Below are 25188 nucleotides of genomic sequence, written 5' to 3' on the forward strand. Positions count from 1 at the left end.
GGACAAGATGTGCGCCCCAGAAGAACTGTATTGATGGAGGTAAGGAGACTCGAACTCCTGACATCCTGCTTGCAAAGCAGGCGCTCTACCAACTGAGCTATACCCCCTTAAGATGAAGAAGGCAGGTCTTTTATACTGCCGTTGTTATTCTAACCTGTACTCTTGTTTTGCGAAAGGGGATTAACAAAAAAATGACATTAGTTGTTGCAGCACTCTATAAATTTGTCAGGCTGCCAGACTTTGCTGACAAACAATACCCTCTGCTGTCTTTATGCCAAGAGCATGGCGTTAAGGGGACAATTCTATTGGCAGCAGAAGGTATTAACGGTACGATAGTAGGTTCGCGTCAAGCGATTGACTCGGTTCTCTCCTTTTTGCGCTCCGACCCCTGCTTGGCAGACTTGGAACATAAAGAGTCTTATGCTGACGACCCACCGTTTGAGCGCATGAAAGTGCGTTTGAAAAAAGAAATTGTGACTATCGGATTGCCAGGAGTTGACCCTAACGAACAGGTGGGCAACTATGTCAGCCCCAAGGATTGGAATGGTCTCATTTCAGATCCAGAAGTCACTGTGATTGATACACGCAATGATTATGAGGTGAGTATCGGAACGTTCAAAGGAGCACAAAATCCTCATACTGAATCGTTCCGTGACTTTCCAGAGTATGTCCACAACCACCTCGACCCCAAGAAACACAAAAAGGTTGCGCTGTTTTGTACTGGGGGAATTCGTTGCGAAAAAGCCTCTTCTTTCATGCTGTCTCAAGGGTTTCAAGAGGTTTATCACCTAAAAGGTGGGATTCTCAAATATTTAGAGGAAGTTCCAGAGTCTGAGAGTTTGTGGGATGGCGAGTGTTTTGTCTTTGACCAACGCATCGCTGTGCGTCACGCTTTGGAACCGGGTAGTTATGATATGTGCCCCAGTTGTGGGCGTCCTATCTCGGAAGCTGATAAATTATCTCCCAAGTACCAAGAAGGTGTTTCTTGCCCTTATTGTTTTGATAGTCTCTGTGAGGAAAAAAAGATACGTCAGCAGGAGAAAAAACGACAGTTGGATTTGGCTTACCAGAGAACTAACGACGCTTCAGTGCCAAAGTTAAGCCATCAGCAATTGGCACCAAGCTCATCGTGATTCGTGGGTCTTGATGCAGTTTCTGATTAAAGGCGCGGATGTTGTTAGTTCTGTTGTCTTGCTCTTGGGGATCTGCAACTCGCCCTGACCACAGCACATTATCAATCGCAATCAGCCCACCCGGACGCACTAATTGTAATGTTCGCTCGTAGTAGTTATCGTAGTTGCTTTTATCTGCATCGATGAAGGCAAAATCAAAGGTGTTGGCTTGTGCTGTTGCTATCAGACTCTCTAGAGTCTCCAGTGCTGGGGCGATGTGTAGCTCGATTTTATCCGCTACTCCTGCTTGCTGCCAGTAGCGACGGGCGATCGCCGTATACTCCTCGCTCAGATCACAAGCAACGACCTTACCCTCTGGTGGCAATGCTAGTGCTACCACCAGGGAACTGTATCCCGTAAAAACACCGATATCTAGAGTTTTCTTTGCTTCCATCAATTGGATCAGCAATGCCATCAATTGCCCCTGTTCTGGAGTAATCTGCATTCTGCTCATCGTATGCTGCGCTGTTTCCTCCCTCAATTGCGCTAATATTTCTGGCTCTCGCAACGAAACAGATTGCAAGTAGTCATAAAGACTTTTTTCGAGTCCCAACGTTTTATTTGCCATGTTCTGCTGCTAATAGCTAATGACGGGCTAATTGTATTTTTATCATTATTTTATTTTTTATATAAAATAAGTAAAATAACCTACAATTTATAATTATACTTTACTGTAACTTCAGTCAGGGGGAGTCATGAGCCGTCCTATCATTCTTGGTATTGTTGGTGACAGCGCTGCTGGGAAAACAACACTGACTAAGGGGATTGCTCAGGTTCTTGGACCGGAGAATGTTACGGTTATTTGTACAGATGATTATCATAAGTACGACCGTAAGCAACGTGCTGAGATTGGTATCACTGCTCTTCATCCTGACTGCAACTATCTAGATATTATGCAGCAGCACCTGTCATTACTAAGGACAGGACAGTCAATTCTTAAGCCTGTTTACAGCCACAAAACAGGAACCTTTGAGCCACCAGTTTATGTGAAGCCAAGTAAATTAGTCATTGTGGAGGGATTGCTGGGTTATTCCACCCGTGGCGCCCGTGATTGCTACGACGTGAAAGTTTACCTTGCTCCCCCTGAGTCCTTAAGGCAAGCGTGGAAAGTCAAGCGGGATACGCAAAAGCGAGGGTATACAGAAGAACAAGTGCTTGAGGAACTCAGAAAACGCGAAGCAGATTCTGAACACTTTATCCGTCCACAACGCCAATGGTCAGATATTGTGGTGAGTTTTTACCCTCCTAATGACGATTTGGAGCAAAGCAATGGACACCTAAATGTTCGTCTGGTACTTCGTCCTACGATTCCTCATCCAGATTTTAGCCAGATTATCTACTACGGTGATGGTAGTTTTGAGTCAGCAATCCGCTTAGGGTTAGCTCGGGATATGAGCAAACCAGTTGATGTTCTGGAAGTAGATGGTCATGCCACTTTAGAACAAGTCAATAAGTTAGAACAAATCCTTTGTGCAGATATGCCCTACCTAAAAAGTATATGCGATCGCGAAGGCAACCCAGAGTTAGGCAAAGTGGCAGGGACAACTGGGGAAACCATCCAGAGTTACCCTCTTGCCCTCACTCAGCTGTTAATTACGTATCACGTGCTTAAAGCCACACAAATATTACCGTAGAAAACTTGGGAAAATACGGAAAAAAAGACGAAAATTAAATATTTTGTCAACTATGTAAAGGTTTTCAGGGTTACAGGGGATAAGTAGGAATAAGTACATATATCATCATTTGTCCCCTGTGTTTGTCTATGACTTATTGCCTCAGAATTGCCGATATACCAGAGACTGAGCGTCCGCGCGAGCGGTTATTAACGCATGGTTCTAAAATTTTAGCTACAGCCGAGTTAATAGCAATTCTGTTAGGCACCGGTCAAGGACACGGAAAGTTATCTGCCGTGGGCCTGGGGCAATATATTTTACAGGAACTGAGCAAACACCAGCGAGACCCCTTGGCAGTTCTGCGAGATGTCAGCGCCGCCGAGTTGATGCAAATTCCTGGTATTGGTCCGGCAAAAGCCACGACTATCTTAGCGGCGATTGAATTGGGTAAACGAGCATTTCAATCCCGTCCAGGAGAACGCACGTTAATTGATAGCCCAGCGGCGGCGGCTGCTGCTCTGAGTCAAGATTTAATGTGGCAAAATCAAGAACGTTTTGCAGTGTTACTGTTGGATGTGAAGAATCGCCTGCTAGGGACGCAAGTTATTACCATTGGCACCGCAACGGAAACTTTAGCCCCTCCTCGCGAAATTTTTCGAGAAGTCATTCGCCAAGGAGCAACGCGAGTCATAGTTGCCCACAACCATCCGTCTGGAAACGTAGAACCTAGTCAAGAAGATATCGAGTTGACGCGACAGTTATTAGTTGGAGCGCAGTTTTTGGGCATTCCTCTTTTAGACCATCTGATTTTAGGCGATGGCAATCATCAGAGCCTGAGGGAAATAACAACATTGTGGGAGGATTATCCGCAGGGAGATTGAAGTTATAAGCTGTTACTCATATTAAGAATGAAACCACAGATTAACACAGATAATTTATCTGTGTTAATCTGTGTCCATCTGTGGTTCAAACTATCTCCTAATTATACTTTTTCAACGAGTCTATTTGCAGAATGAACTAACATGATTTATTTTTTAGTAGTCAATTATTATTCTAGCAATCTCATTACTAAATTAATTAGCTCTCTGTCTGCTTCTAAAAATAATGATTACAAAATAGTAATTATTAATAATTCTCTCGATGATCATTCTATTTATCATCTAAAGCATGAATTGGTATTTATTTTTAATGCTGAAAATAATCTCGGTTTTGGCGGAGCTTGTAATTTAGGAATAAAGTGGATTTCCACTCAAGATTCTCAAGGAATTGTTTGGATAGTTAATCCAGATGCTTATTTCACAGAAAATCCTTTGTCTAAAGTTCAGTTTTTCTTTGAAGTTCATCCAGAAATTTCCATACTCGGCACGATTGTTCATACTCCCACAGGCGAAATTTGGTTTGCCGGCGGTCGCTTTATTCCTTCAACAGGGGCAATTATCACTCAAGATTTGTTGACCGATGCAGATGCAGACTATGTTGCTTGTGATTGGATTACAGGTTGTAGCCTGCTCATTAATCTTCGTAAATTTGATGAGTATCCTCAGTTTGACTCTGCTTACTTTCTCTACTATGAAGATTTTGACTTTTGCCGACGTTATGCTAATCAAGGACATTTAATTGCAGTGACTAAGCAGTTTGGTGTGCTGCACCAGCCCTCCTCAATTACTAATAGGTATATTTTTAGAAAAATCAAAAATAGTACCTATGGGTATTTGTTATCTTTAGATAGATATACAAATAAATTGATTCTCACCTTAAGGCTAATTCGCTTGATTTGTTATGCTCTAATTTTGATTTTTATAAAACCGAAAGTAGCATTTGGTAAATTTGGTGGCGTGTTAATGTATTGGAGGAGAACGCAACCTTAACTTTTTTCAAAAAATGCTAGGCTAATGTTAGCCAGCAGAAGACAAAAAACCCACAGGCTATTGCTGTGTTTGTACAAACACCCCCTAGTTATTACTCACTTGAGGAAACCACCGACTACCGCAGTGAATATAATGATGGAGAAATTGTTCCCATGACAGGTGGTTCGATTAATCATAACCGGATTGTTGTTAATTTAATAATCGCCCTTACCCTTGCACTCAGGGAGCAAGATTACTACGTTTACGCTAATGCTCTGCGCTTATGGATTCCTCGCTACCGCCAATACACCTACCCAGATATCTTGATTATCAAAGATGAACCCATGTTTGAGGAAGGACGTACCGATACAGTACTGAATCCCTGTATTATCTTTGAAGTTCTTTCCAAATCTACTAGTAGCCGCGACAGGGGTGACAAGTTCACTTACTATCGTTCCATCCCGCAATTTCAAGAATATGTTCTGATTGACCAATATCAAATCCATATTGAGCAGTTTAGTAAAACTTTAGAAGGGAACTGGCTATTTCGAGAATCTGATGACAAGGATGGAGTTTTGACCCTAGTTTCAGGTAACTGTCAAATTCCTCACTGCCAGATTTCTGAACGAGTTAACTTTGAGTAGATGAGCAAAATATTATTTAACTTATCCATTGTTTTTTCTCAACCTACAGGCATAAGCAACTATGCTAAAAATCTTTTTCCTTATTTAAAAACTCTCAATCCTACCCTATTAACCGCCCAAAACTACCCTGAATTTAACTGTTATTCAATACCAGATAATCTTACGCCTGCTCAAGGGACAAAAGGACATTTTGACCGCCTTGTGTGGACACAATTTCAACTACCGCAAATCTATAAAAAGCTGAAATCTCAACTTATATTTTCTCCTATTCCGGAAGCCCCATTCTATACCGATTGTCGTTTTATCGTAATGGTTCACGACCTGATACCGTTGCGCTTTCCCAAACTCTTGTCGCCACTGACGAATTTCTCGCGCTACTACGTTCCCCAAGTTCTCGCCCAAGCGCAACATATCATCTGCAACTCTGACGCTACGGCAAAGGATATCACCGACTTTTATCACATTCGGGCAAGTAAAATTACCCCTATTCTCCTAGCACATGATGCCAATCATTTTCGCCCGCTTTATTTAGAGAATGGCGGACAAGATGTCCGCCCCACAGGATGCCCCTATTTTCTCTACATTGGGCGACAAGACCCCTACAAGAACCTGCACAGACTCATGACCGCCTTCGCTGCACTACCTAACAATAGGGAATATGAACTTTGGTTAGCAGGACCACCAGATAAACGCTATACTCCTGTTTTACAAAAGCAAGTTGAGGAATTAGGTATAACTAATAAGGTAAAATTCCTCAACTACGTTGCTTACAGCGAATTGCCCAAAATCATCAATGGTGCTACAGCCCTCGTCTTTCCTAGTCTTTGGGAAGGGTTTGGTTTTCCAGTTCTAGAAGCAATGGCTTGCGGTACTCCCGTGATTACCTCAAACCTCTCATCTTTACCAGAAGTGGCTGGCGACGCTGCTGTTGTTATCAATCCTTACAACGTTGAAGAAATGACTGAAGCGATGCAAACAATTGCAACTGATTCAGCATTGCGTCAGCATCTTTCTACTCAAGGTATTAGCAGGGCTAGTCAGTTCAGTTGGGAAAAAACAGGGCTTGCTACTGTTGAAGTTTTATCACGTTATGTTTAAAGTATGCACGACAGAACAGCTAAGTAGTCCATTCTCAGATCTGTCAATTGGACGGTTAAGGAGCGTTCAGGGAAAGAAACCCGGTTTCTTAAAGAAACCAGGTTTCTAGGCTAGTAACATTCAGTGGTCTTTAGTTGCAACACCTAGCCACCTATAACACTTGTTAGAGCGCTTGATACTTCGCTTGTCAATGCAGTGGGTATACTAAGGGCAGACGCCAACGAGGCAACACTGTCAAGAGTAATAATGCCACCAGTGACTCCCAGTTCATTATCTGTTAACTCGTTCAGGTAGCTTTCGTTATCAGCAAAGAAATCAGAGCCAACCGGGCGCAGGTCATTGAGTTTGATGTTAGCCATTTGAGAATATCCTTAATTCAGTAAAGTGATTTTCGATAAAGCTAGACTGTCAATTGCCTAGCTTTCTCTAATAGAATACAAACTCGAAAACTGGTAATTCAAGCCTCTGAAACTTCTTTTTCGGATTTAATTGAAGGAGTTATTTCTCTATTCAAATCTCTTGTAACTAGAGCAACTACTCTCTCTAAAAAAACAACTTTTTTCCAGTTTTTAACGTTCATAAGTAAGTCGGCGTAAATAATTAAAGGTATGTAGTAAGCGCTTACTACGAGCCAGTTTTCAAGCTTTTCTTTTCTTTACATAGTTTGATTTTTTCTCGCCTACTTACTTATTCAAGGCAGAAGATTAGAAAAATCCTATTTAGGAATGCTTGAATTTGCATTAGAAATCTTGTTTCTAGATAAGTCGCTTAATTATTTCTTTTTTTCTCCTAATTCTACCTGCGATAAATATGGATTTTTCCCAAAAAACGGATTCAAAATATGTTTATATTGCATTAAATTTCTACTCTCAATTTATATTGGACTTTTCACAAGATGTGGAAAAAGGGGTATGGTTCGCGGAGGATGGAGATTTCTGCTGCGTCTTTGCAGTCACTCCGCCCCAGATTCTCAAACCAATCGTGACCCCTAAAGCCATACGGTTTAGATAAGATTATTTGCAAGAGCAATAACGTATGTAGAGACGTTGCAATTGCAACGTCTCTACATACCAGAAAATCTCACGAATAACCTTAACTGAACGGTCTTGACTCCTAAAGGAGCACACCTGATTTTTTGATTCAGGAAGTAATTTAAATGAGCGCTGAGGTAGGCATAATACTGAATCTATTAAGTACGATAGTTAAAATGGCTTAGCTGCTGTAACCAAGCCTGAAAAAAGGATTCCAAAACTCGCTCTCTGACTGATTCATTGAGTTGAGGCGGAAACCACTTTTCAACTCTAAGAATGTGATAGCCAAATTTCGTTTGAACTGGTCCTATCACTTCGCCTTCCTTCGCTTTGGCAACAGCTTCTGCAACCTCCTGCACCAGTTCTGCCAGAAACTGAATCCCGACAAAGCCACCATTTTCTCGGGACTGCTTACCCTTCGAGTATTCCAATGCTAAAGCACACAAGGAAGCGTTTTCCTCTCGCAGTGCCTGGGCTATTTTCAAACCCTCTGTTAGGTCAAGCACTAGAATCTGAGAGAGAGCAACGCGTTTAAAATTGTTGCGGTTGCTAACATATTGACTATCGACAGCTGCACCGAAGAGATGTTCTTGTAACTTTTTCGTGAGCAGCGCTACTCTAATTCCTTGAGACCAATCTTCTACGGTAATCCGCTGCTGGGAAAGCCATGCAAAGGTTTCAGAACCTCCCAGCAACTTGTACTCCAAGCGAAAGGCATCTCCGGCTGCTTGCAACTCTTCATCAGAAACAGTAATGCCGAGCTGTTCACAGGTGTTTAAAACCAGTGCATCTCGTTCAGCTAGAGCGGCAATTTCAGCAAATTTATAGGAACGGCGCAGGTAAGCAATGATATCTGCATCTTTTATAGGGGAAATTTCCGGCGATGCCAATTTTTCCAAAGTTTCTTCCATGGCTTGTATTAAAGAGATTGTATTAAAGAGCTTGTATTAAAGAGAACTTTACAGCGTAGGTATTGCCATCTCAGAGCGGTACAGTAATCGTTCTGGTGGAACCTCTTGGATTTTCAGCCGATGGCGATGTAAATCGCCATAAAGGTTAAGGTAGTCCAGTTCGGCAGGAGTCAATTTACCCTTCTGGACTCCGCTGATCGCCGCATCAATCTCCTCACGGCTTCGACAACCTGTCAAAGCGATGTCCACACAGTTCTGGGATAAAGCATAGCGATAGAAATCAGGCACAGAAGGCTGCCAACACTCTGCTGGAAGACCTGGAGGGGCGTGCCAGAGGGGACCCTGCATACCAGCAGATTTAAACGTAACAATGCCTGGTCGCTGGGGGTCTTGGGCATCTAGATGAGCGAAAACCTGACTCTGGGCGGTGCGGTGAGCGACATTGTGTCTGACCATGACGACATCAAGCAGGGGGCTGTCCAGCCATTGGCGGGCTAGATTGAGGTCATGGAAAGAGGCTCCGATGTAGCGTACAATCCCCATTTTTTTGAGGCGCTCCGAGGTGCCAAACATTCGTTCGATAGTCCGCTGATAAGCGGTATTAGGACCTCGCAGATCGTCAGAGACGCTCAAGCAATCCTGAAATGTATCACCATCTTTGCTGCCAACCCAGCCCCAAAAAAACACATCAATGTAGTCCATTTTCAGGTCTGTCAATTGGTCGTAGAGCGATGAGAGCACAGACTCTGGACTCTTAAGGACGTAAGTCACGGTTGCCAGAACGACTTGTTCTCGGACTGAGGATTTACGTCCACATAAGTTGCGGAGTGCCTCAGCCATGGAACTGTAGAGATAGTGGTGCAGATCGCTAGAGTAGAAAAAGTAGTTAATTCCCTGCTTGAAGGCATAAAGGGTATCCTCACTGGAGATGTGTCCCCCGCCTCCCAATCCTAAGCAACTGACTGTTAGATCAGTCCGCCCAAGTTTGCGGTAAAAAGGCAGATCGGACTCTGGAAATTTAGTGATAGCAGCGACCTCAACGGATGGGACTACAGGCTGCTGCACAGGATCAGTTACGAGATTAGTGATTTTCATAAGTCCAAGGAAGTGTAGATGTCCTCAGAGTTGGCATTTAGGTAAGGACGCTGCAATTCAATCCCCAGTAAGGAGAAGTGTTTTAGGATACAACTCATCCGCCCCTTAGCTGAGTCATCCCCTTGTTGCCAAGCTTCTAGCAAGCCATTGGCAACAATCTGGCAGCGGTTCATCCCGAAACTTTCTAACTCAGCAAATTTGTGGTTTGGTTCCTCGGCTAGCGCTAGTCCCGGTGCCAGCCACTTGGTGAACAGAGGCACTTCGGGCTGAAACTGCGATTGGTGTTCTGCATAAACAGTCTGAAGTACTAGCCGGACGGCTTTGTAGTTGCTTTTGTCAAAGTAGAGCACTGCTGAGTCATAGCGCCCGTAGTTTGAAGGGTTGTATAACGCTTTAAAAGTGAAGGGAAGGGTGATGTCATTTAGCTGCCGCGTCAGGCTGCCCATCACCGCAACTGCACCTTCAGAGCTTAAATTGAAGTAGATGCGTACTATCTCCGAATGACTGTCTGGATTACCGCGACTTGGACCCGCATTGCCAACTGCCATATAAAATCCGTTTTGTACGCGATTGCGAGGCAGCTTGATGGCAACTAAGTCACCAACAGCCGCAGATTGCGCTTCTGGGTGTAGATGGCGCTGGCGCTCGATATACAGGGTTAAACCATTCTTGGTCACGACCAGGCTGTCATCACTCTCTTGCTTCAGCACAGACCAACCTGGGTCAAAGTAGCCTTCACCGCTATTGCTTTCGTGCAATCGCTCGTAAAATGCTACGTCTACGCCTAAGAAGGTATTGTTCTCTAGATTCTGGTGCAGGGCTAAACCATCTGAATTTGCATCTGGTGTGAAGGCAGGTCGTAGGGAACCGTTGTAATAGGTGCCGTAGAGAAAACTTTGTAGTTGCAGGCTCCGATACTTGTTCTGAAGCTCTAAAGGCACTTGCTGAAAGCGGTCTAGTGCCTCAGCCGGAAGTTCTAAGGGTTTATAGTCTGGATGGCGAATACAGAAGTTGGACTGGATCTGAACTTTGCTAGCGATATCTTCAAGTGAAGCCCGCAGTTGTTCAGTCGCGGTATCTGGCAGTTGATTTTGCGGAGAATCCAGCAATTGCATAATAGTCTGTACTATAACTATAAATACTAAACTGGGAGAACAGAGTAACGGTGAGTGAGTTCTGATGCTGACATACCAAAAACCGTTGGAATCGATGATTCCGGACGGCACAGTAAAGTCTTGGCAACCTGAAGTATGCAGATCCCCGTATTGTTAAAGGTTTTTTGGTGCTGGATTGTTGCTTGAATTGTTTGAATCAAAGCCAGACCAGAAAATTGCACGACTCGCTTCAAAAAATCAGGGCGACGAGCTAAAATTTCCGGAAAGCGCTCGAAATAAGCACCAGCCAAGGCAGCAATCGAGGGTTGAAGCTGTTCGAGGGGAATCGTGGCTAGGCGTAAAGACTCTTCCATACTGATCGTCTTACTGGTAATCAAGCTACCCAGCCAGATTTGCAGATAGCTGGCGATGATCATTCCTAAATCGAAGGCAGGGTCTCCCCAAGTTGAGCGTTCCCAATCAATGAACCGAACGATGCTTTCACCTGATTTTTCTCTGGAGACAGCTTGTTCCCAATCAATAGGCAGTAAGATGTTGTTCAGCTTGAGATCATTGTGCGTCAAACAACAGCGCTCGAAAGCACCTGCTAGCTCTGCGATCGCCTGCCTAAGACTGTCGTAGCGCTGATAGAGTGCTAAGAATTTGAGTCCATCTGCGGGAACCTGACCAAAAACTTCAGGACCAATCCGTTCTAGCCCACGAGTTAGGTTAGGAGCCTGGCTGATGGCGACACCTTCACGATTGTGAGAGAAGAAGTCCCGATAGTCCTGACGATCCAGCGTCACGCGATGAATTGCAGCCAGAATGGCTCCGATTGAAGTTGCGATGGACGCTACCGCGTCCCGCTGCGCTAACGCTGTCGGGAAAACTTTCTCCTTGGCGTAGAAATCCGCTAAATCGCGATAGTTATTTAGGTAGTTGAGAACAATGATTGAATGCTCGGCGTTGAAATGGAGCATCTCCGGGAGCCAGGAGCGAAGGTAGTTAAGCTCTGGGAATCGTTGTAAAAACTCCTGGATTCGCCATTCGTACAAAAACTCACCAGCCGTTTTCCCTTCTCGATTGTAACGCTCTTGCTTAACAAGGAGTTTACGGTCATTTGGCAAGCTCAGTAACAAGTTAAAGTTTTTGGCAACTTTTTGCTCAATCTGGCTCTGCTGTTGCTCTTGGTGAGTACAAAGACCATGCCCAACCAAGTACTCAACAGCATTCTGAGAGCTTAACAAGAATTTCATAATTAGAGTTTTTAAACTTTACCGAAAATTTTGGGTCTAAAGCCTCGCCCTTGTAGGGCGACTTTGTGTAACAATAGAGTATAGTGGTAATGTGCACATAAAAAAGGCGAAGTAGGTCAAGCGGACAACTCCTGATCCGGAACCCTGGTAGCACAAATCCAAGATCTTGTACAAATGTGGGAGTAAAAGCACTCGTATTGAATAAACCTTTTCAAACGCGGTCGGGCAGTCCGTGTACGCTTGTGGACGTATCCGCACCGGGGATATTTGAATGCTTGCATTTCGGTATCTAGTCCGGACGGTTGAAGCAAGAATCCTCATGCCTTTAGGCTGAGGAGTGTCAATTGGGTAGCAAGTATCGGTAACCAGAAGATGCAGACTGAGTAAGACTTGCCCGTTTGTCTAGCCAACGCGCCAAAATACCGAACCAAATCTCAATCTGATTCAGATAGGAGATGTGCTTGGGGAGGTAAATAAAGCGAATCTGGTGGGTCGGGTCACTCAGAAATGCTGCCCTTGTCTCAATCGACTAAAGAACGCTTGATTGACCCTTAACCCCCAGGTCTATCTCAACCCCGCAGCGCCGCGCCACTAATTCGACGAGAGAGGGTTGCGGATTTAAGCAACTGAACACTGTGAGTGTTCAGTTGAGCAACGATAAAAATCCATACAACTTCTGCGTCTGGAGCAATGGTTTGGGCAAAGTGAGCACTAAAGTCTGCTTCAGTACGGGGTTACGAACCGCAGGGGCAATCACTTTGCCGAGGGCTACCTCAAAGAGTAAGACCTTGGATGCTGTCGGGTCCCGTTACAACTATGCTGCCTTGCCCTAGTGTTTGCCCTAGTGATTCACTTAATACCGACCCCAACGTATCCAAAGTTAGACCGCCTTCGACTCCCCACATTTCCCGCTCGGTCAGCTCATTGAGAAAACTTTCGGAATCGTGGAACAGCTCGGAACCCGCAGGATGCAGATTATTGATTTCGATGTTTGCCATTTGTTTTCCTCCTAACAAAAAAGTCAATGCCCTACGGGCAGGGTGTAAGGGTATCACGTCACCATAAGCATAAGAGGGGGATCGGAATTGGATTGAGGGATGAACCATTGTCCAGAGTTGTCAACAAGATTTTGATTTCCGACCCCCATTAATGACAAGTTGTACTAAGTAGCCTTTACAGCGATGCTATGGAGAGTCCTAAGGAGCCCCCAGTGACTCCACTTAACGGTTCACTGACTGTATCCGCCAACGTCGCACTCAACGTATCTAGTGTTAGACCGCCTTCGACCCCCCACATTTCCCGCTCGGTTAGCTCATTGAGAAAGCTTTCGGAATCTTGGAACAGCTCAGCTCCCGCAGGACGCAGTTCAGAGATTTTGATATTAGCCATTTGTTTTCCTCCTACAAGTAAAGATTCAGTCATTTCCAAAGTGAACCCACAAGCTATCTAAGATGTACCAAAGCCAAGTTCACGTCTTGGATAGAACTAAAAACTGTAAATTGCTCACTCCTTACGTAGATTACCAACTCCAAATCCGCTATTTCAAGTCTTTGAGGCTGCTTTTTTAGACCTAACTAAATGAGTTATTTCTCTATTTAAAACACCCGTAACTAGAGCATTTAAAAATCAATTTTTGAGTTATTTCTTTTTTCTGGTTTTATCCACAACGTGAAACGAGAAGAATTCGACTTTTCTCCCTAATCCTATGTTTTCTCCTAATCCTACCCAGGAATCTGGCAATTCTAAAAGTCCTTATTTCGAAACAAGCCCCTGAGTTATTTCTTTTTTCTGGTTTTATCCACAACCTGAAACGAGAAGAATTCCACTTTTCTGCTAGTTCTACCTAGTTCTATTTTAGAAGCTATTTGTAAACAAAAGTAAAGGTTTTAAAAACCATCTTTTTGGATGTGAGTATTTATGATATCCTGTATACATAATTCAATCAAAAAGGTTGATTTTGCGCTTAACAATCATTTACAAACAGTCTCTAAGATAGAGACTTACATGACCAATTGACAGCAAGAATGTCGTACTCCTTAGATGAAGGCGAGGTTCTACCCTAGGGGAGATGTTTCAATCTGGTCAATGTAGAATCCTACTGGATGGAGTGCTCAAAATTGCCCTAATAAGCGCGGATATGCTTCGTTAATGCACGAAGTTATCACATGTCCATAGGTGTATCTACAATAAGAACAATTGCTATGGAATATCAGGCTCAGCTTCTGACACCGTTTCAAAGGAAGCTCCTGCTGAAAAGCATGGAAACTGATTTACGACCTGAATACCGCCGTCGCATTCAAATCATGCTGATGGCTGATGAGGGTCAATCGCAAACGCAAATCTGTGCCGCACTTGAGTGCTCCCAGGAGACAGCCCGGTACTGGATTGCAATGGCACGCGCTGGCAAGGCTCACCACTGGCAAGATCACCCGACGGGTCGGCCTAAGACGGTGAATACCCACTATCTCAATCGGTTAAAAGAGTTGGTGAGCCATAGCCCCCAGGACTATGGCTATTCTTTTAAGCGCTGGACAGCGAACTGGTTAGGGAAGCATCTGGCGAAAGAATTGGGGATTCAGCTGAGTGAGCGCTACATCAGTATACTGCTCAAGGAGATGGGACTTTCCACCCGAGCACGACGTGAAAAAGCAGCAACTGATTTGCCCAAAACCAAGGATTCTATGATTGCGATTCGCGATCTCTCTTCATCGGTTGAACCTTCATCAGTTGATTTTTTTCTTGCCGTTCAATCTCGTCAAAACGAGTCGGTCATGCCACTTTGAAGATGTTAGAAATCTATGGTTCAACAGCCATTAGTCTTTTGAAAGTAAAATATTGCTCAACATCTCACCCAACCCTTGGGTTAGGCTCTTTCAGAGCCAGAACATTCAAACTCCTTGTGAGTGTAGATTCTGCCTTTGATGCCTATTGTGTTCAGCGATTATGATACGTCTTCAAACAATATCTTTGAAGGCAAGGGATTAGTAATTGGAGATTGTTAGTTGTTAGTTGTTAGGTTAAATTTTGTACTAACTACTAACCACTAACCATCAACTAATTCTAAGGCGTTCCCACTGCGCCAGAGTAAACTAAGCCGCGTTGCAGATCCATTGTTAAAATCGCTCCATCTCGAATCACTTGGGTTGCCTTTTTCACTCCAACGATGACTGGCACACCGAGACGTAAGCCAATCACGGCTGCATGGCTGGTGAGACTTTCTTCTTCAGTAATAATTCCGGCGGCTTTGCGAATTGCCTCAACAAAATCAGCACTTGTACGTGGGGCAACCAAAATCTCTCCGTGATTAAAGTTACTAGCATCCATACCAGTGTACGCCACCCGTGCGCGACCACTTACAGAACCTTGTCCTAGTCCAATTCCCTGACCGAGTACTGCCGTCACAACTTCAACTTTAATCAAATCTGTTGACCCGGACACTCCTTGGAGAGTCCCAGCCGTCATCACGACCAAATCCCCCTCAGACAGTAGACCTCTGTCTTGAGCTACGTTGATAGCAGCTTGAAATGTCTGACCAGTGGAAGGTAGCTCTAGCATCAACAATGGTTTTACCCCCCATACGAGCTGCAACTGCCGTGCTACATTCACATGGGGTGTGACTGCCAAAATGGGTGTCTTGGGACGAAACTTGGAAACGTTCCGCGCTGTTGCTCCTGTTTGCGTTAAGGTCATAATTGCCGATGCTCCTAGCTGTTCTGCAATTTGACCGACAGCTTGACTAATGGCATTAGGAATGGAACGTTTGGTGTCTCTGCCCTGACGTGCGTTTGTGTTTAACGCCTCCTCTTGTTCTATGCGTTCGGCAATTCGTGCCATCGTCGCTACAGCTTCCACTGGGAATTTACCGACAGCGGTTTCATTCGAGAGCATCACTGCATCCGTACCATCTAAAATCGCATTTGCCACATCTGAGACTTCGGCGCGAGTTGGACGGGGGTTGTTAACCATACTGTCTAACATTTGGGTGGCGGTGATGATGGGAATCCCCATGCGATTAGCAGTCGCAATCAGCCGCTTTTGTAGTACCGGGACATCTTCCGCTGGTAGTTCTACGCCCAAGTCACCTCTTGCCACCATGACGCCATCACACAAAGCTAGAACAGCTTCCATTTGTTCGATGGCTTCGTGCTTTTCAATTTTGGCAATGACTGGCACTTGTTTACCGATACTGGAAATAAGTTCTTTAATTTCTATCATGTCTTGGGGGTTGCGGACAAAGGAAAGTGCTACCCAGTCAACACCCTGGTCTAGACCAAACATCAGATCCTCACGGTCTTTGTCGGTCATTGCCTTAACTGACAGGTAAACCCCTGGAAAGTTCACGCCTTTATTGTTTGAAAGCGTCCCACCAACCGTGATGCGACAATGCAAATCACCTTTTTCGCGGTTTACTTCCTCTACCAGCATTTCTACTCGCCCATCATCCAGAAGGATTCTTGACCCGACAGGCACTTCCTCTGCCAAATAATCGTAAGTGACGCAGCTGATTTCCTCTGTGCCAACAACTGGACGATTGGTTAAGGTGAAGCGATCGCCTTTTGCTACGACTATAGCTCCGTTTTCAAATTTCCCCAAGCGAATTTTTGGTCCTTGCAGGTCTTGGAGAATGGCTACTGGTTGATTCAGTTCAAAGGCGGTTTGCCGAATGAGGCGAATATTACGCTGATGGTCGGTATGATTACCGTGGGAGAAGTTTAGCCGCAGCGTTGTTGCACCAGCTTCAATAAGAGCTTTGAGCGTTTCTGGGCTGCTGGTAGCAGGACCAATCGTGGCGACAATTTTTGTCCGGCGTATAGAATCTTTTAGTTGCATAGGAGCTGAATTTAGGGAGCTACTCAGGGAATCATCCTAAATGAGAGGGCGCCTCTTGTCTGTTGCTGCTGAATCAATCATTAAAGCTGGTAGATGAATGGGGAGAGATAAGGGAGAAAATTCTTCGCTTGTTCTCTTGTACCCTGAAATCATACCGTTATTCGGATGCTGATTTGTAAACAAGTAGATAAATCTTGCTACACATAAATTTATTATTCGTCATTTTGTATTGCAAAACTTCACTTATCCTTAAGAAAAGTGGCATGATCTAAATACCATACATAATTTAATCAACAAGGAGTTCATAATGCTGATGTCGGAGGCACAGAAGCCACTGACAGTCCCGCCGAAGGAATTTTTAGCACCTCCAGGTGATTTTAATCCGACGCTGCTGATGTTTTTAGCAGCTGTGGCGATTCTTGTCTTATCCAATTTTGGTTACTGGGTTTGGCAATGGCCACACTGGTTATGCTTCAGTGCAAATACGCTTGCTCTGCATATTGCAGGAACCGTGATTCACGACGCCTGCCACCAGTCTGCTCATCGTAACCGAGTAATTAACGCAATTTTAGGACATGGCAGTGCCTTGATGCTAGCTTTTGCCTTTCCAGTGTTTACGCGGGTGCATTTGCAGCATCATGCTCATGTAAACGATCCAGAAAACGACCCAGATCATTATGTTTCCACAGGTGGTCCTTTGTGGTTGCTTCCAGTCCGCTTTTTATACCATGAAGTGTTTTTCTTTAAGCGGCAACTGTGGCGTAAATATGAGCTACTGGAATGGTTTGTGAGTCGCTTGTTTATTGCTGCAATTTTCTATATCTCAATTCAGTACCACTTTTTGGGCTATATTCTCAATTTTTGGTTTATACCTACTGCTGTCGTCGGAGTCGCACTAGGTTTATTTTTTGATTATTTACCCCATCGTCCTCACCAAGAGCGCGATCGCTGGAAAAATGCTCGTGTCTATCCTCATCCAATTCTGAATATCCTAATTCTGGGTCAGAATTACCATTTAATTCATCATTTATGGCCTTCCATTCCTTGGTATAATTACCAGCCAACGTACTATCTCATGAAGCCTCTTTTAGATGAAAAAGGCTGTTATCAAACTTCTGGTCTGCTACAAAAAAAAGACTTTTTTGAGTTTGTTTATGACATTTTTTTAGGAATTCGGTTTTCCCATAACAAAGCAAGTAAAAATTAGCAGGTCGCGGGCAGATAGACTAATGACTAGTCGAAGACTGGTAATCAGGCAATTAGCATGCTCCACCAGTTTTCTGCCCATCTGACTTGAAAATAGAACTCAGAACGCAGAACTCAGAACTCAGAAGAAAAGATAAATTTTCATTCGTTTTGGTGTACGCAGTTCATGACGCCTACTTATAGCACTTCTCATCTGAATGAAGTACTAATTTATCTGTGTCCATCGGTGTCCATCGGTGGTTCATTATTTCTTTGTGTACCTCACCCAGTTGCAAACCGCTATACGTGTAAGTTGAGAGTTCTATCTGTGAGCAAACAAAGTCCTGGTAATAAAGATGAAAATTTGGATGTGGAGTGCTCTTGGGCTTCTAGTTATTAACTTAGTTATAGTCGGCATTGTGGCATTTTTGATTCATAGAGATAGTACTCAAGACAACTATAATCAATTACCAAGCCAACAAAGGCAAATATAAACGAAGTCTGACCTTTAGACTTTGCTAGAGAAATTTTCGCTCTATCCTACCCCCATTTCTCTGTTGTGATAACGACCGAAGGTTAACGGGAAACCTCTGGTGGTTGAGGAGAGGAATTTTGAATTTTATGAGGAGCAGGAGTAATGATCTGCACAGACCAGTAGCTCACAACCATCAAAATGAGACCAGAAACTACACCCAATATCAAGCCAATGAGTAAAGCTAGATTTTGAGGAGAAATAGAAATAGTCTTATCGTTTTCTGGTGATGAAGTAGGAGGCGATTCCTGTGTTGGCGTGTAGAGATGAGTTAGTGACAGGAGCGTGTCTAATTCTATCGTATCGCTTATTTGCTTGTTTAAGAGTGGTGCTGAAAGCGTATCTCCAAAAACTTGGTTAATGTTGTGCTCATCTGAGGCGGTTTGAGGCTCAAATGTAACGTTGACTGATGGTGAAGTAGGCGACTCCTGTGTTGGCGTGTAGAGATGAGTTAGTGGTAGGAGCGCCTGCAGTGCTTCTTGTGCCGACTTGTATCGGTCTTTAAAATGGTAGTGTACCATCTTGTTAAGTACTGAGGCTAGCCCAGCATTAACCTGAGCTAAGTGTTGCCAGATAATCTCACCTGTATTGCGGTCTTCTGGTAATTTTGTCGGATGTACTCCTGTTAGTGCTTGGATGCCAATCATTCCTAGGGCATAGATATCACTATTAGGGCGTGGTTTGCCTCGCTCTTGCTCATGAGGCATATAGCCAGGTGTACCAATAGCAATGGTGGTATATTCAACGGGAATAAAGTTTGAATTTTTTCCTTGACTTTTGATTAATTGATTCCAAATTGGCTTAACGGCACCAAAATCAATCAGGACTAACCGATTATCGTGCTTTCGTCTAATAATATTACTCGGCTTGACATCTCTGTGGATCAGCCCGTAGTTGTGAACAAAATTCAGGATGTCCAATATTTCTTGCAGTAGTTGAAAAACTTTGCTTTCAGACCAGCGATGACCAGCAGATAGCTCGACACTAAGGGGATGTCCTTCAATAAACTCTTGTACCAAGTAGAACTCAAGGTTGTCTTCAAAAGAAGTTAAAAGATGAGGAACCAGGTCATAATTATTCAGTTTTTTCAGGGCTTCTACTTCTCGCGTAAATAGCCGTCTGCGAATTTCCACCGGAATGGGAGATTTACTGCTGGGTAAGAAATGTTTGACGACGCAGGTGGGATGATCGGGGAGGTGGGTGTCATGAACCAAGTAGGTTTGACAGAATATACCTTGACTTAAAACTTGAACAACCTGGTAACGCTCCCCTTGTAACTTGGTTAACATGTTACGATGTACCTGACGGTTGCATTAAGTAAATTTACTTAGACAAGCTTGTCTATAAAATTAATATATAGTTTTTACAAAGGAAGCTTTAAGTAAATTACCAAAAACAAGATCTAAATTTCATAAAAAGTGCATCTAGCAGTTGTGGGAGGTTTAGAAAGGAGATGAAATGAGTCATAGACCAAAAAGATACGTTAAGTGGTCATTTCATACTGTTTATGACCAACTAAATTATAGGAAGAAAAGATGAAGCAGGGTAGCAAAAGAAGCGTCCCACTCAGCAAAGATGCGGTACAGATGATCAGGGGTCTGATCATTGGTGAACTACTTACAATTGTAATCATCGGCGGACTATGGTTATGGCTGAGACCGCGCTTATGGATCGACAACGGTCCTGTCTCTTCCTCTAGTCAAGGTGCAGACACTGCCTCTGCTCCTGCGGCTTCAACCTTTAAGACTGTTAGTGATGTTCCAATAGGAACATTCAAATACGGTGGCAGTACAGCTTGGGCACCAATCCGGCAACTGGTAGATTCTCAAATCCAGAACAATCGCCCAGAACTACAGTTGCGCTATGTAGACCCTGCTAAGGGTAGCCCTGGTTCTGGATCAGGCATTCGGATGTTGCTCAATGGGGAATTGGACTTCGCTGAATCTTCTCGTCCCCTCACAGCTGAGGAATATAACATGGCTCGGCACAGAGGCTTCACACTTGAGCAACGTCAGGTTGGCGTTGATGGGATAGCAGTCGTCGTCAACCAGACACTTAAAGTCCCAGGCTTAACCATTGACCAGTTGCAGCAAATTTATCTAGGGCAAATTACTAACTGGAGACAGGTGGGTGGACCAGACCTCCCCATCACCACCTTCTCCCAGCAACCAGAGAATGCAGACACAGTATTATTCTCTGCCAATCCGCTGTTAACAAAGCAAACGCTTAACTCTACTAATACCCAATATGTCTACTCAACCACTGAGGCACTGCGTCGGGTCAGCAAAACTCCTGGTGGTCTATATTACACTTCTGCCAGTGCAGTCGTGCCTCAATGTACGGTAAAGCTTCTGCCCCTAGGTTTTACTCCCACGCAGCTAGTTTCTCTCTACCGTGAACCCTTAGTGCCGCCAAATCAGTGCCCACCAAAGCGCAATCAGATCAACACGGAAGTTATCAAGAATGGCAGTTATCCAATTATTAGCAAATTATTTGTAATTATTAAGCGGAACAAAGGTCGGGAACAGCAAGCTGGTGAAGCTTATACCAGACTTTTGCTGACCGACCAGGGGCAAAAGGCAATTGAGCAGTCTGGGTTCATCCCGGTTCGTTAGACCTGTTTGATTTAGCAAATCTGCATTATGAGTGTTCTAAAGGTAGCAGCTTATACTAGCTACAGAGGTTGGGACAAACTCCAGTCGGGACGCAAGCTGGCAGCGTGGCGTAAATAGGTATGGCAGATTGGGGCAGTGGCAGGGAGATAGGCGTGAACTAAAAACCGGATGCAGCGCTCTAAGCTACCATTGACGTGCATTTGCTGTACATCCAACATGGACACGTTGTCCCAGTGAGGACGTGAACGCGCAATTGCAGCAGGGAAAGTAGCATCTAAATCGGATGTTACTGAGAAAGTAACACTAATAATATCTGTTGGATGTAATTGGTTCCGTTTTTCCAATTCATCTAGTAGTTCCGTTACAGCTTCTCCCATTGCTTCGACCGTATTTTCAGGGACGGTTGTTGCTCCGCGAATAGCCCGCATTCGCCACTCCACAAAAAAATCCTCCTTGATTATTCATTGGTTATTAGTAATGAGTCATGAGTCAAAAGACAAATCACTCATGACTAATAACGATCTATCTATGGTCTATACAACCATAGGGGTAAACCACTGGTAGACACTTCAAATTCGAGCCAATTGAGACTAGTCCCAACTCTTGAAGAAGTTTGACGACTTCCTGGCAAGATGCGACTTAACAGAGGCTTGCGTTCTTCTAAGGTGTAGACGGGAGTTTTTTCGGGGTCAAGACCAACTAGTTCTGCTGTCCAACGACGGGCATCTTCCTCTGTTCCCAGTTGATCTACAATACCTAACCCTAAGGCTTGCTGTCCAGTAAAAATCCGCCCATCAGCGAAACTTCTGACCGTTTCCACCTCTAGAGAACGCGCTTGGGCTACCGTCTCTACAAACTGCTGGTAACTTGTATCAATTAATTCTTGCAAAATGTTTTGTTCTTGTTCAGTCAGTTCCCGGTCAAACGCCAAAATGTCTTTATAGGGACCAGACTTAATGACCTTGAAGGAAACACCGATTTTTTGCAACAAGCGTTCCAAGTTATTCCCACGCAAAATGACACCAATGCTACCTGTAATTGTACCAGGGTTAGCCATGATGTGTTGCGCTCCCATGCCAATGTAGACTCCACCAGAAGCAGAAATGTTGCCAAAACTAGCAACAATTTTGAGTTTCTCACGCAACCGCTTCAAAGCGCTGTAGATTTCTTGGGAATCTCCCACTGTCCCGCCAGGACTATCAATCCTAAGCAGTAACGCTGGAAATTTTTTTTCTTCTACAGTTTTCAGGGCTTCTAAAACACGCTTGCGAGTCGCACTGGCGATCGCACCTGTAATTTCAATCCGAGCAATTTGTTTACGAAACTTAGGCTGAAAAGGCCAAACCATCTAAAAACCTACTAATAAGCTTAATAATAGAACGCTAAGCGCTCAAACCACTTGCTTTCCCTATGGTAAGAAAAACAAGCAGGTATTGTGATTATAAGAATCTTAATATTTATTTTAGATTTTCCATGTATTTTAACTTGCTATCATACTTAAGTAGATAAGGCATCGCAATTACGTCTTTCTAGGTTACAGAGAAAAGCATAAAGTGTTTTCTCCTTGAATCTCAGCATTAAGCTTATAGACCAAGAACTCTGGACTATAGAACAATGTATTGGCATTCAATATAGATAGCGTTAACCAATGCCAATCCTAACCAGAACAGCACTAGCAGCGTTGTCAGTATTGAGAATATTCCTTCTTGATACGTTTATGCAGAACACCAAAATCTGAAATGTTATTAGAATAGCACTGAGAAATTTAGCGTAAAATCTGATACCTGTAATAAGCGTAAGTGTCAAACAGCGCCCCGACAAAACTGCAAGTTAAACAGATCACAAATAGTCCTACAAGGGGAGTGCCGCTACCGAAGATAGAGAGAAACTCCATGATCAGAGTGTTGATGACCTCAGTGATTCCTTGTAAGCCGGGAATATAGCCAGCAAGGGATACGGCGAGCAGTACGCCGCCGAATAAAAACATGGGAGCAACAAAACTGAAAACAATCGATAGCAGCAGTGAGCGCAGAAAGTTCGTCATGATGGTCATGTGGATAGGCTCCGGAAGTTTATTAAGCAGACAATAGTTGTGTGCCTAGTCGTTACTTTCTACAATAAGCGCGATCGCCCTGTCCTAGGCGATATTTTAAAAATCTTAAGTTTTCATTAAAATAATTACACAATATCTCCAAGATATGTCGCCTAATCCAAAAAGGGATTAACGCGGCATCAGCCTTGAAAAATCAAGCTTTACTGAGGTGGTTGCAGGTATTGTTCGAGTGACAGCGCTGCTGGCAAAAGCTTAAATTTCTGAGATAAGCGTTACACTAAGTTAATCTTGAACCCGAAAGTAGGTGAGTGGGGGAGGCAGCGCTCTTGGTAGGGTTTCCCGACACAGGTGACTGCCGTGGAGTAGGGGTGTAGGGGTAGAATGTGTTTTTAATGCAGCAGTTAAAAAAGAATTCTTTCCCCCACACCCTTACCCCCTTAGACCCCTACCCCCCTAGTTTTTGTAATAACTAACTTCGTAATTCGCTATGATGACGGCAGTTACAGAGTTAGCTTATCAACATTGAGTGAGACGACATCCAAATCTAGTTTAGGAGTATGGAGTCAGCGATTGCTGGCAGCAATTTTCTTGGGTGGACAAGTCCTGATACACCTACTTAAGGGGAAAATCCATCGGCGTAACACCTTAGAGCAAATGGCAGCAGTTGGACCAGACTCCTTGTTTATTGCCTTGTTAACGGCTGTTTTTGTTGGCGCGGTGTTTACTATTCAGGTGGCGCGGGAGTTTATTAACTTTGGCGCAGGAAACATCGTTGGTGGAGTGCTGGCGCTAGCGCTGACACGAGAACTCGCGCCCGTTTTGACTGCTGTGGTTTTAGCAGGGCGAGTTGGTTCGGCATTTGCAGCGGAAATCGGCACGATGCGAGTCACTGAACAAATCGATGCCCTTTTGATGTTAAAAACTGATCCAATTGATTACTTGGTTATTCCTCGCGTATTTGCTTGCTGCTTAATGTTACCAATCTTAACGCTTTTGTCTTTAGTAACAGGCATGTTAGGGGGATTAGTCATTGCAACAAACATATACAATCTGTCAGAGACAGTATTTCTAGACTCAGCCCGCAACTTTCTCGGCATTTGGGATATTGTCAGCGCCATGATTAAGGCTTGTTGCTTTGGGATTTTAATAGCCGTCATTGGGTGCAGTTGGGGTTTAACGACAACGGGAGGAGCAAAAGGAGTGGGACAATCTACCACAACTGCTGTTGTCACTGCGTTGTTGATTATATTTATTAGCAACTTCTTTCTTTCTTGGATAATGTTCCAAGGGGCTGGCAGTGGATTTTTGCAAGGGTTTTAGACAAATTGCGATTAGGGATTCGGAAGAGATTAGGGATAACGATTTAATTGACGGTTGCTAATCCCTAGTTTATAGCGCTTCTCACTTGAATGAAGTACAAATTTATCTGTGTGCATCTGGAGGACACTGCGTTGCGGAGAGCAGCGCCGTGCGGGGGTTCCCCCCGTTGAGGCGACTACGGAGGGTTCCCCCCGTTGAAGCAAGTGTCCGTTGTGCATCTGTGGTTCATTATTTCTTTGTGTACCTTACCCAATTGCAAACCGCTATATACACCCTTCGGGTATGCCAGTTCCCTGGGTCGGGAGACCCTCGTGCAGCGAGCAGTTCTGAGAAGGGTTTCCCTGCCCTAAGAAACTGCGGTACTGGTCTCACCTAACTCCTAAAATAGAAATGAGATCTACTAATAAAGCAGGATTTTTGAGTGTGACTACCTCATATACGTCTAACTCCGCATCAACTATCGAACTCAAACCTAGTTACAACATACCTTTGGTGTTAGTGATTGCCGCAATTCCACTGCTTTTGGTACAACCTTGGGTAGGAGGCGCGTTCGCACTGTTTGGCTTGTTTCTCATGTTTCAGGCGGTCACACTGCGTCTGTTATTTACCGCCACCGACTTGGATATTTACAGAGGTGACAAATTAATTCGCCGCTTTCCCTACAGTGAATGGCAAAACTGGCGCATATTCTGGAACTCGTTTCCTATTCTGTTCTATTTTAAAGAAGTTAAAAGTATTCACTTTTTGCCAATTTTATTTAACCCTAACACTCTCAAAACTTGCTTAGAAGAACGCTGTCCTCGTATTTAGTTGTTCATCAGTACCGAGTACTGAGTGGAAATGACTCAGAACTATTTTGGACTCAAGACCTTGATGGCAAGTAAATTATATA

Annotated in this window: 25 protein-coding genes and 1 tRNA gene; 11 read left to right on the forward strand and 15 right to left on the reverse strand. The window is 44.0% G+C overall.

Annotated features, from left to right (window positions below):
* Positions 1-34: 34 nt before the first annotated feature.
* Positions 35-107, reverse strand: a tRNA-Ala gene (locus tag MAS10914_RS0126465).
* Positions 108-191: 84 nt separating this feature from the next.
* Between MAS10914_RS0126465 and trhO the strand changes: the two genes are divergently transcribed.
* Complete coding sequence (gene trhO / locus MAS10914_RS31185) at positions 192-1133, forward strand: oxygen-dependent tRNA uridine(34) hydroxylase TrhO (RefSeq protein WP_017318963.1); 942 nt, start codon at positions 192-194, stop codon at positions 1131-1133.
* Here the strand turns inward: trhO and MAS10914_RS0126475 are convergent.
* Positions 1075-1740, reverse strand: a complete 666-nt coding sequence (locus MAS10914_RS0126475) for a class I SAM-dependent methyltransferase (protein ID WP_017318964.1) — start codon at positions 1738-1740, stop codon at positions 1075-1077. The two genes, trhO and MAS10914_RS0126475, sit on opposite strands and share 59 nt — an antisense overlap.
* A gap of 127 nt (positions 1741-1867) precedes the next feature.
* Between MAS10914_RS0126475 and MAS10914_RS0126480 the strand changes: the two genes are divergently transcribed.
* From MAS10914_RS0126480 to MAS10914_RS0126500, 5 genes are all read left to right on the forward strand, one after another.
* A complete protein-coding gene (locus MAS10914_RS0126480; RefSeq protein ID WP_017318965.1) occupies positions 1868-2806 on the forward strand; it encodes a phosphoribulokinase in 939 nt (312 codons plus the stop codon).
* A gap of 128 nt (positions 2807-2934) precedes the next feature.
* A complete protein-coding gene (gene radC, locus MAS10914_RS0126485; protein WP_017318966.1) occupies positions 2935-3666 on the forward strand; it encodes a RadC family protein in 732 nt (243 codons plus the stop codon).
* Positions 3667-3807: 141 nt separating this feature from the next.
* Positions 3808-4653, forward strand: coding sequence for a glycosyltransferase (locus MAS10914_RS0126490; protein WP_017318967.1), 846 nt, complete (start codon positions 3808-3810; stop codon positions 4651-4653).
* A gap of 65 nt (positions 4654-4718) precedes the next feature.
* Positions 4719-5276, forward strand: a complete 558-nt coding sequence (locus MAS10914_RS0126495; protein WP_017318968.1) for a Uma2 family endonuclease — start codon at positions 4719-4721, stop codon at positions 5274-5276.
* Complete coding sequence (locus tag MAS10914_RS0126500; RefSeq protein ID WP_017318969.1) at positions 5277-6374, forward strand: glycosyltransferase family 4 protein; 1098 nt, start codon at positions 5277-5279, stop codon at positions 6372-6374.
* Positions 6375-6517: 143 nt separating this feature from the next.
* Here the strand turns inward: MAS10914_RS0126500 and MAS10914_RS0126505 are convergent, their stop codons facing one another.
* From MAS10914_RS0126505 to MAS10914_RS0126535, 8 genes are all read right to left on the reverse strand, one after another.
* On the reverse strand, positions 6518-6733 hold the full coding sequence (locus MAS10914_RS0126505) for a hypothetical protein (protein WP_017318970.1): 216 nt from the start codon (positions 6731-6733) through the stop codon (positions 6518-6520).
* A gap of 830 nt (positions 6734-7563) precedes the next feature.
* Complete coding sequence (locus tag MAS10914_RS0126510) at positions 7564-8316, reverse strand: peptidylprolyl isomerase (RefSeq protein WP_017318971.1); 753 nt, start codon at positions 8314-8316, stop codon at positions 7564-7566.
* A 48-nt stretch (positions 8317-8364) separates the two neighbouring features.
* On the reverse strand, positions 8365-9411 hold the full coding sequence (locus tag MAS10914_RS0126515; protein WP_017318972.1) for an aldo/keto reductase: 1047 nt from the start codon (positions 9409-9411) through the stop codon (positions 8365-8367).
* Positions 9408-10526, reverse strand: a complete 1119-nt coding sequence (locus MAS10914_RS0126520; RefSeq protein ID WP_017318973.1) for a T3SS effector HopA1 family protein — start codon at positions 10524-10526, stop codon at positions 9408-9410. The genes MAS10914_RS0126515 and MAS10914_RS0126520 overlap by 4 nt, the downstream gene beginning before the upstream one ends.
* A 26-nt stretch (positions 10527-10552) precedes the next feature.
* On the reverse strand, positions 10553-11761 hold the full coding sequence (locus MAS10914_RS0126525; RefSeq protein ID WP_017318974.1) for a phosphotransferase family protein: 1209 nt from the start codon (positions 11759-11761) through the stop codon (positions 10553-10555).
* A gap of 340 nt (positions 11762-12101) precedes the next feature.
* A complete protein-coding gene (locus tag MAS10914_RS36725) occupies positions 12102-12287 on the reverse strand; it encodes a transposase (protein ID WP_084786484.1) in 186 nt (61 codons plus the stop codon).
* A 247-nt stretch (positions 12288-12534) separates the two neighbouring features.
* The gene (locus MAS10914_RS0126530) at positions 12535-12759 is read right to left on the reverse strand and encodes a hypothetical protein (protein ID WP_017318975.1); all 225 of its coding nucleotides are present in this window, start codon (positions 12757-12759) and stop codon (positions 12535-12537) included.
* A gap of 175 nt (positions 12760-12934) precedes the next feature.
* Positions 12935-13150 carry a hypothetical protein gene (locus MAS10914_RS0126535; RefSeq protein ID WP_033366594.1) on the reverse strand — a complete coding sequence of 72 codons (216 nt, stop codon included), beginning with the start codon at positions 13148-13150 and terminating at the stop codon, positions 12935-12937.
* 812 nt (positions 13151-13962) lie between these two features.
* Between MAS10914_RS0126535 and MAS10914_RS0126540 the strand changes: the two genes are divergently transcribed.
* Positions 13963-14544, forward strand: coding sequence for a helix-turn-helix domain-containing protein (locus MAS10914_RS0126540; RefSeq protein WP_017318977.1), 582 nt, complete (start codon positions 13963-13965; stop codon positions 14542-14544).
* A gap of 277 nt (positions 14545-14821) precedes the next feature.
* Here MAS10914_RS0126540 and pyk read toward each other — a convergent pair whose 3' ends face one another.
* Positions 14822-16591 carry a pyruvate kinase gene (gene pyk, locus MAS10914_RS0126545; RefSeq protein ID WP_017318978.1) on the reverse strand — a complete coding sequence of 590 codons (1770 nt, stop codon included), beginning with the start codon at positions 16589-16591 and terminating at the stop codon, positions 14822-14824.
* A gap of 307 nt (positions 16592-16898) precedes the next feature.
* Between pyk and crtR the strand changes: the two genes are divergently transcribed.
* Entirely contained in the window at positions 16899-17798 is a 900-nt protein-coding gene (gene crtR / locus MAS10914_RS0126550; protein WP_017318979.1) for a beta-carotene hydroxylase, read from the forward strand.
* A 554-nt stretch (positions 17799-18352) separates the two neighbouring features.
* Here the strand turns inward: crtR and MAS10914_RS0126560 are convergent.
* Positions 18353-19597 carry a serine/threonine-protein kinase gene (locus MAS10914_RS0126560; protein WP_017318981.1) on the reverse strand — a complete coding sequence of 415 codons (1245 nt, stop codon included), beginning with the start codon at positions 19595-19597 and terminating at the stop codon, positions 18353-18355.
* A gap of 246 nt (positions 19598-19843) precedes the next feature.
* On the opposite strand from MAS10914_RS0126560, the gene MAS10914_RS0126565 reads away from it, so the two are divergent.
* On the forward strand, positions 19844-20923 hold the full coding sequence (locus MAS10914_RS0126565; RefSeq protein ID WP_017318982.1) for a PstS family phosphate ABC transporter substrate-binding protein: 1080 nt from the start codon (positions 19844-19846) through the stop codon (positions 20921-20923).
* Between the two features lie 59 nt (positions 20924-20982).
* Here the strand turns inward: MAS10914_RS0126565 and aroH are convergent, their stop codons facing one another.
* The 3 genes from aroH to MAS10914_RS0126580 form a co-directional block, all read right to left on the reverse strand.
* Positions 20983-21351, reverse strand: coding sequence for a chorismate mutase (gene aroH / locus MAS10914_RS0126570; RefSeq protein ID WP_017318983.1), 369 nt, complete (start codon positions 21349-21351; stop codon positions 20983-20985).
* 98 nt (positions 21352-21449) lie between these two features.
* Positions 21450-22271, reverse strand: coding sequence for a signal peptide peptidase SppA (sppA, locus tag MAS10914_RS0126575; RefSeq protein WP_017318984.1), 822 nt, complete (start codon positions 22269-22271; stop codon positions 21450-21452).
* A gap of 417 nt (positions 22272-22688) precedes the next feature.
* Positions 22689-22976, reverse strand: a complete 288-nt coding sequence (locus tag MAS10914_RS0126580) for a hypothetical protein (RefSeq protein ID WP_017318985.1) — start codon at positions 22974-22976, stop codon at positions 22689-22691.
* A 522-nt stretch (positions 22977-23498) separates the two neighbouring features.
* Between MAS10914_RS0126580 and MAS10914_RS0126585 the strand changes: the two genes are divergently transcribed.
* Positions 23499-24296, forward strand: a complete 798-nt coding sequence (locus MAS10914_RS0126585; RefSeq protein WP_026082833.1) for an MlaE family lipid ABC transporter permease subunit — start codon at positions 23499-23501, stop codon at positions 24294-24296.
* A 390-nt stretch (positions 24297-24686) separates the two neighbouring features.
* A complete protein-coding gene (locus tag MAS10914_RS0126590) occupies positions 24687-25106 on the forward strand; it encodes a DUF3119 family protein (RefSeq protein WP_017318987.1) in 420 nt (139 codons plus the stop codon).
* Positions 25107-25188 lie beyond the last annotated feature (82 nt).

The sequence above is a fragment of the Mastigocladopsis repens PCC 10914 genome (genome assembly GCF_000315565.1).
GTDB classification, from domain to species: domain Bacteria; phylum Cyanobacteriota; class Cyanobacteriia; order Cyanobacteriales; family Nostocaceae; genus Mastigocladopsis; species Mastigocladopsis repens.

Excerpts from the sequence above, each read along its gene's own strand:
- trhO (WP_017318963.1), top strand. The coding sequence starts at position 192 with ATGACATTAGTTGTTGCAGCACTCTATAAATTTGTCAGGCTGCCAGAC.
- MAS10914_RS0126475 (WP_017318964.1), bottom strand. The coding sequence starts at position 1,740 with ATGGCAAATAAAACGTTGGGACTCGAAAAAAGTCTTTATGACTACTTG.
- MAS10914_RS0126480 (WP_017318965.1), top strand. The coding sequence starts at position 1,868 with ATGAGCCGTCCTATCATTCTTGGTATTGTTGGTGACAGCGCTGCTGGG.
- radC (WP_017318966.1), top strand. The coding sequence starts at position 2,935 with ATGACTTATTGCCTCAGAATTGCCGATATACCAGAGACTGAGCGTCCG.
- MAS10914_RS0126490 (WP_017318967.1), top strand. The coding sequence starts at position 3,808 with ATGATTTATTTTTTAGTAGTCAATTATTATTCTAGCAATCTCATTACT.
- MAS10914_RS0126500 (WP_017318969.1), top strand. The coding sequence starts at position 5,277 with ATGAGCAAAATATTATTTAACTTATCCATTGTTTTTTCTCAACCTACA.
- MAS10914_RS0126505 (WP_017318970.1), bottom strand. The coding sequence starts at position 6,733 with ATGGCTAACATCAAACTCAATGACCTGCGCCCGGTTGGCTCTGATTTC.
- MAS10914_RS0126510 (WP_017318971.1), bottom strand. The coding sequence starts at position 8,316 with ATGGAAGAAACTTTGGAAAAATTGGCATCGCCGGAAATTTCCCCTATA.
- MAS10914_RS0126515 (WP_017318972.1), bottom strand. The coding sequence starts at position 9,411 with ATGAAAATCACTAATCTCGTAACTGATCCTGTGCAGCAGCCTGTAGTC.
- MAS10914_RS0126520 (WP_017318973.1), bottom strand. The coding sequence starts at position 10,526 with ATGCAATTGCTGGATTCTCCGCAAAATCAACTGCCAGATACCGCGACT.
- MAS10914_RS0126525 (WP_017318974.1), bottom strand. The coding sequence starts at position 11,761 with ATGAAATTCTTGTTAAGCTCTCAGAATGCTGTTGAGTACTTGGTTGGG.
- MAS10914_RS0126530 (WP_017318975.1), bottom strand. The coding sequence starts at position 12,759 with ATGGCAAACATCGAAATCAATAATCTGCATCCTGCGGGTTCCGAGCTG.
- MAS10914_RS0126535 (WP_033366594.1), bottom strand. The coding sequence starts at position 13,150 with ATGGCTAATATCAAAATCTCTGAACTGCGTCCTGCGGGAGCTGAGCTG.
- MAS10914_RS0126540 (WP_017318977.1), top strand. The coding sequence starts at position 13,963 with ATGGAATATCAGGCTCAGCTTCTGACACCGTTTCAAAGGAAGCTCCTG.
- pyk (WP_017318978.1), bottom strand. The coding sequence starts at position 16,591 with ATGCAACTAAAAGATTCTATACGCCGGACAAAAATTGTCGCCACGATT.
- crtR (WP_017318979.1), top strand. The coding sequence starts at position 16,899 with ATGCTGATGTCGGAGGCACAGAAGCCACTGACAGTCCCGCCGAAGGAA.
- MAS10914_RS0126560 (WP_017318981.1), bottom strand. The coding sequence starts at position 19,597 with ATGTTAACCAAGTTACAAGGGGAGCGTTACCAGGTTGTTCAAGTTTTA.
- MAS10914_RS0126565 (WP_017318982.1), top strand. The coding sequence starts at position 19,844 with ATGAAGCAGGGTAGCAAAAGAAGCGTCCCACTCAGCAAAGATGCGGTA.
- aroH (WP_017318983.1), bottom strand. The coding sequence starts at position 21,351 with ATGCGGGCTATTCGCGGAGCAACAACCGTCCCTGAAAATACGGTCGAA.
- sppA (WP_017318984.1), bottom strand. The coding sequence starts at position 22,271 with ATGGTTTGGCCTTTTCAGCCTAAGTTTCGTAAACAAATTGCTCGGATT.
- MAS10914_RS0126580 (WP_017318985.1), bottom strand. The coding sequence starts at position 22,976 with ATGACCATCATGACGAACTTTCTGCGCTCACTGCTGCTATCGATTGTT.
- MAS10914_RS0126590 (WP_017318987.1), top strand. The coding sequence starts at position 24,687 with ATGAGATCTACTAATAAAGCAGGATTTTTGAGTGTGACTACCTCATAT.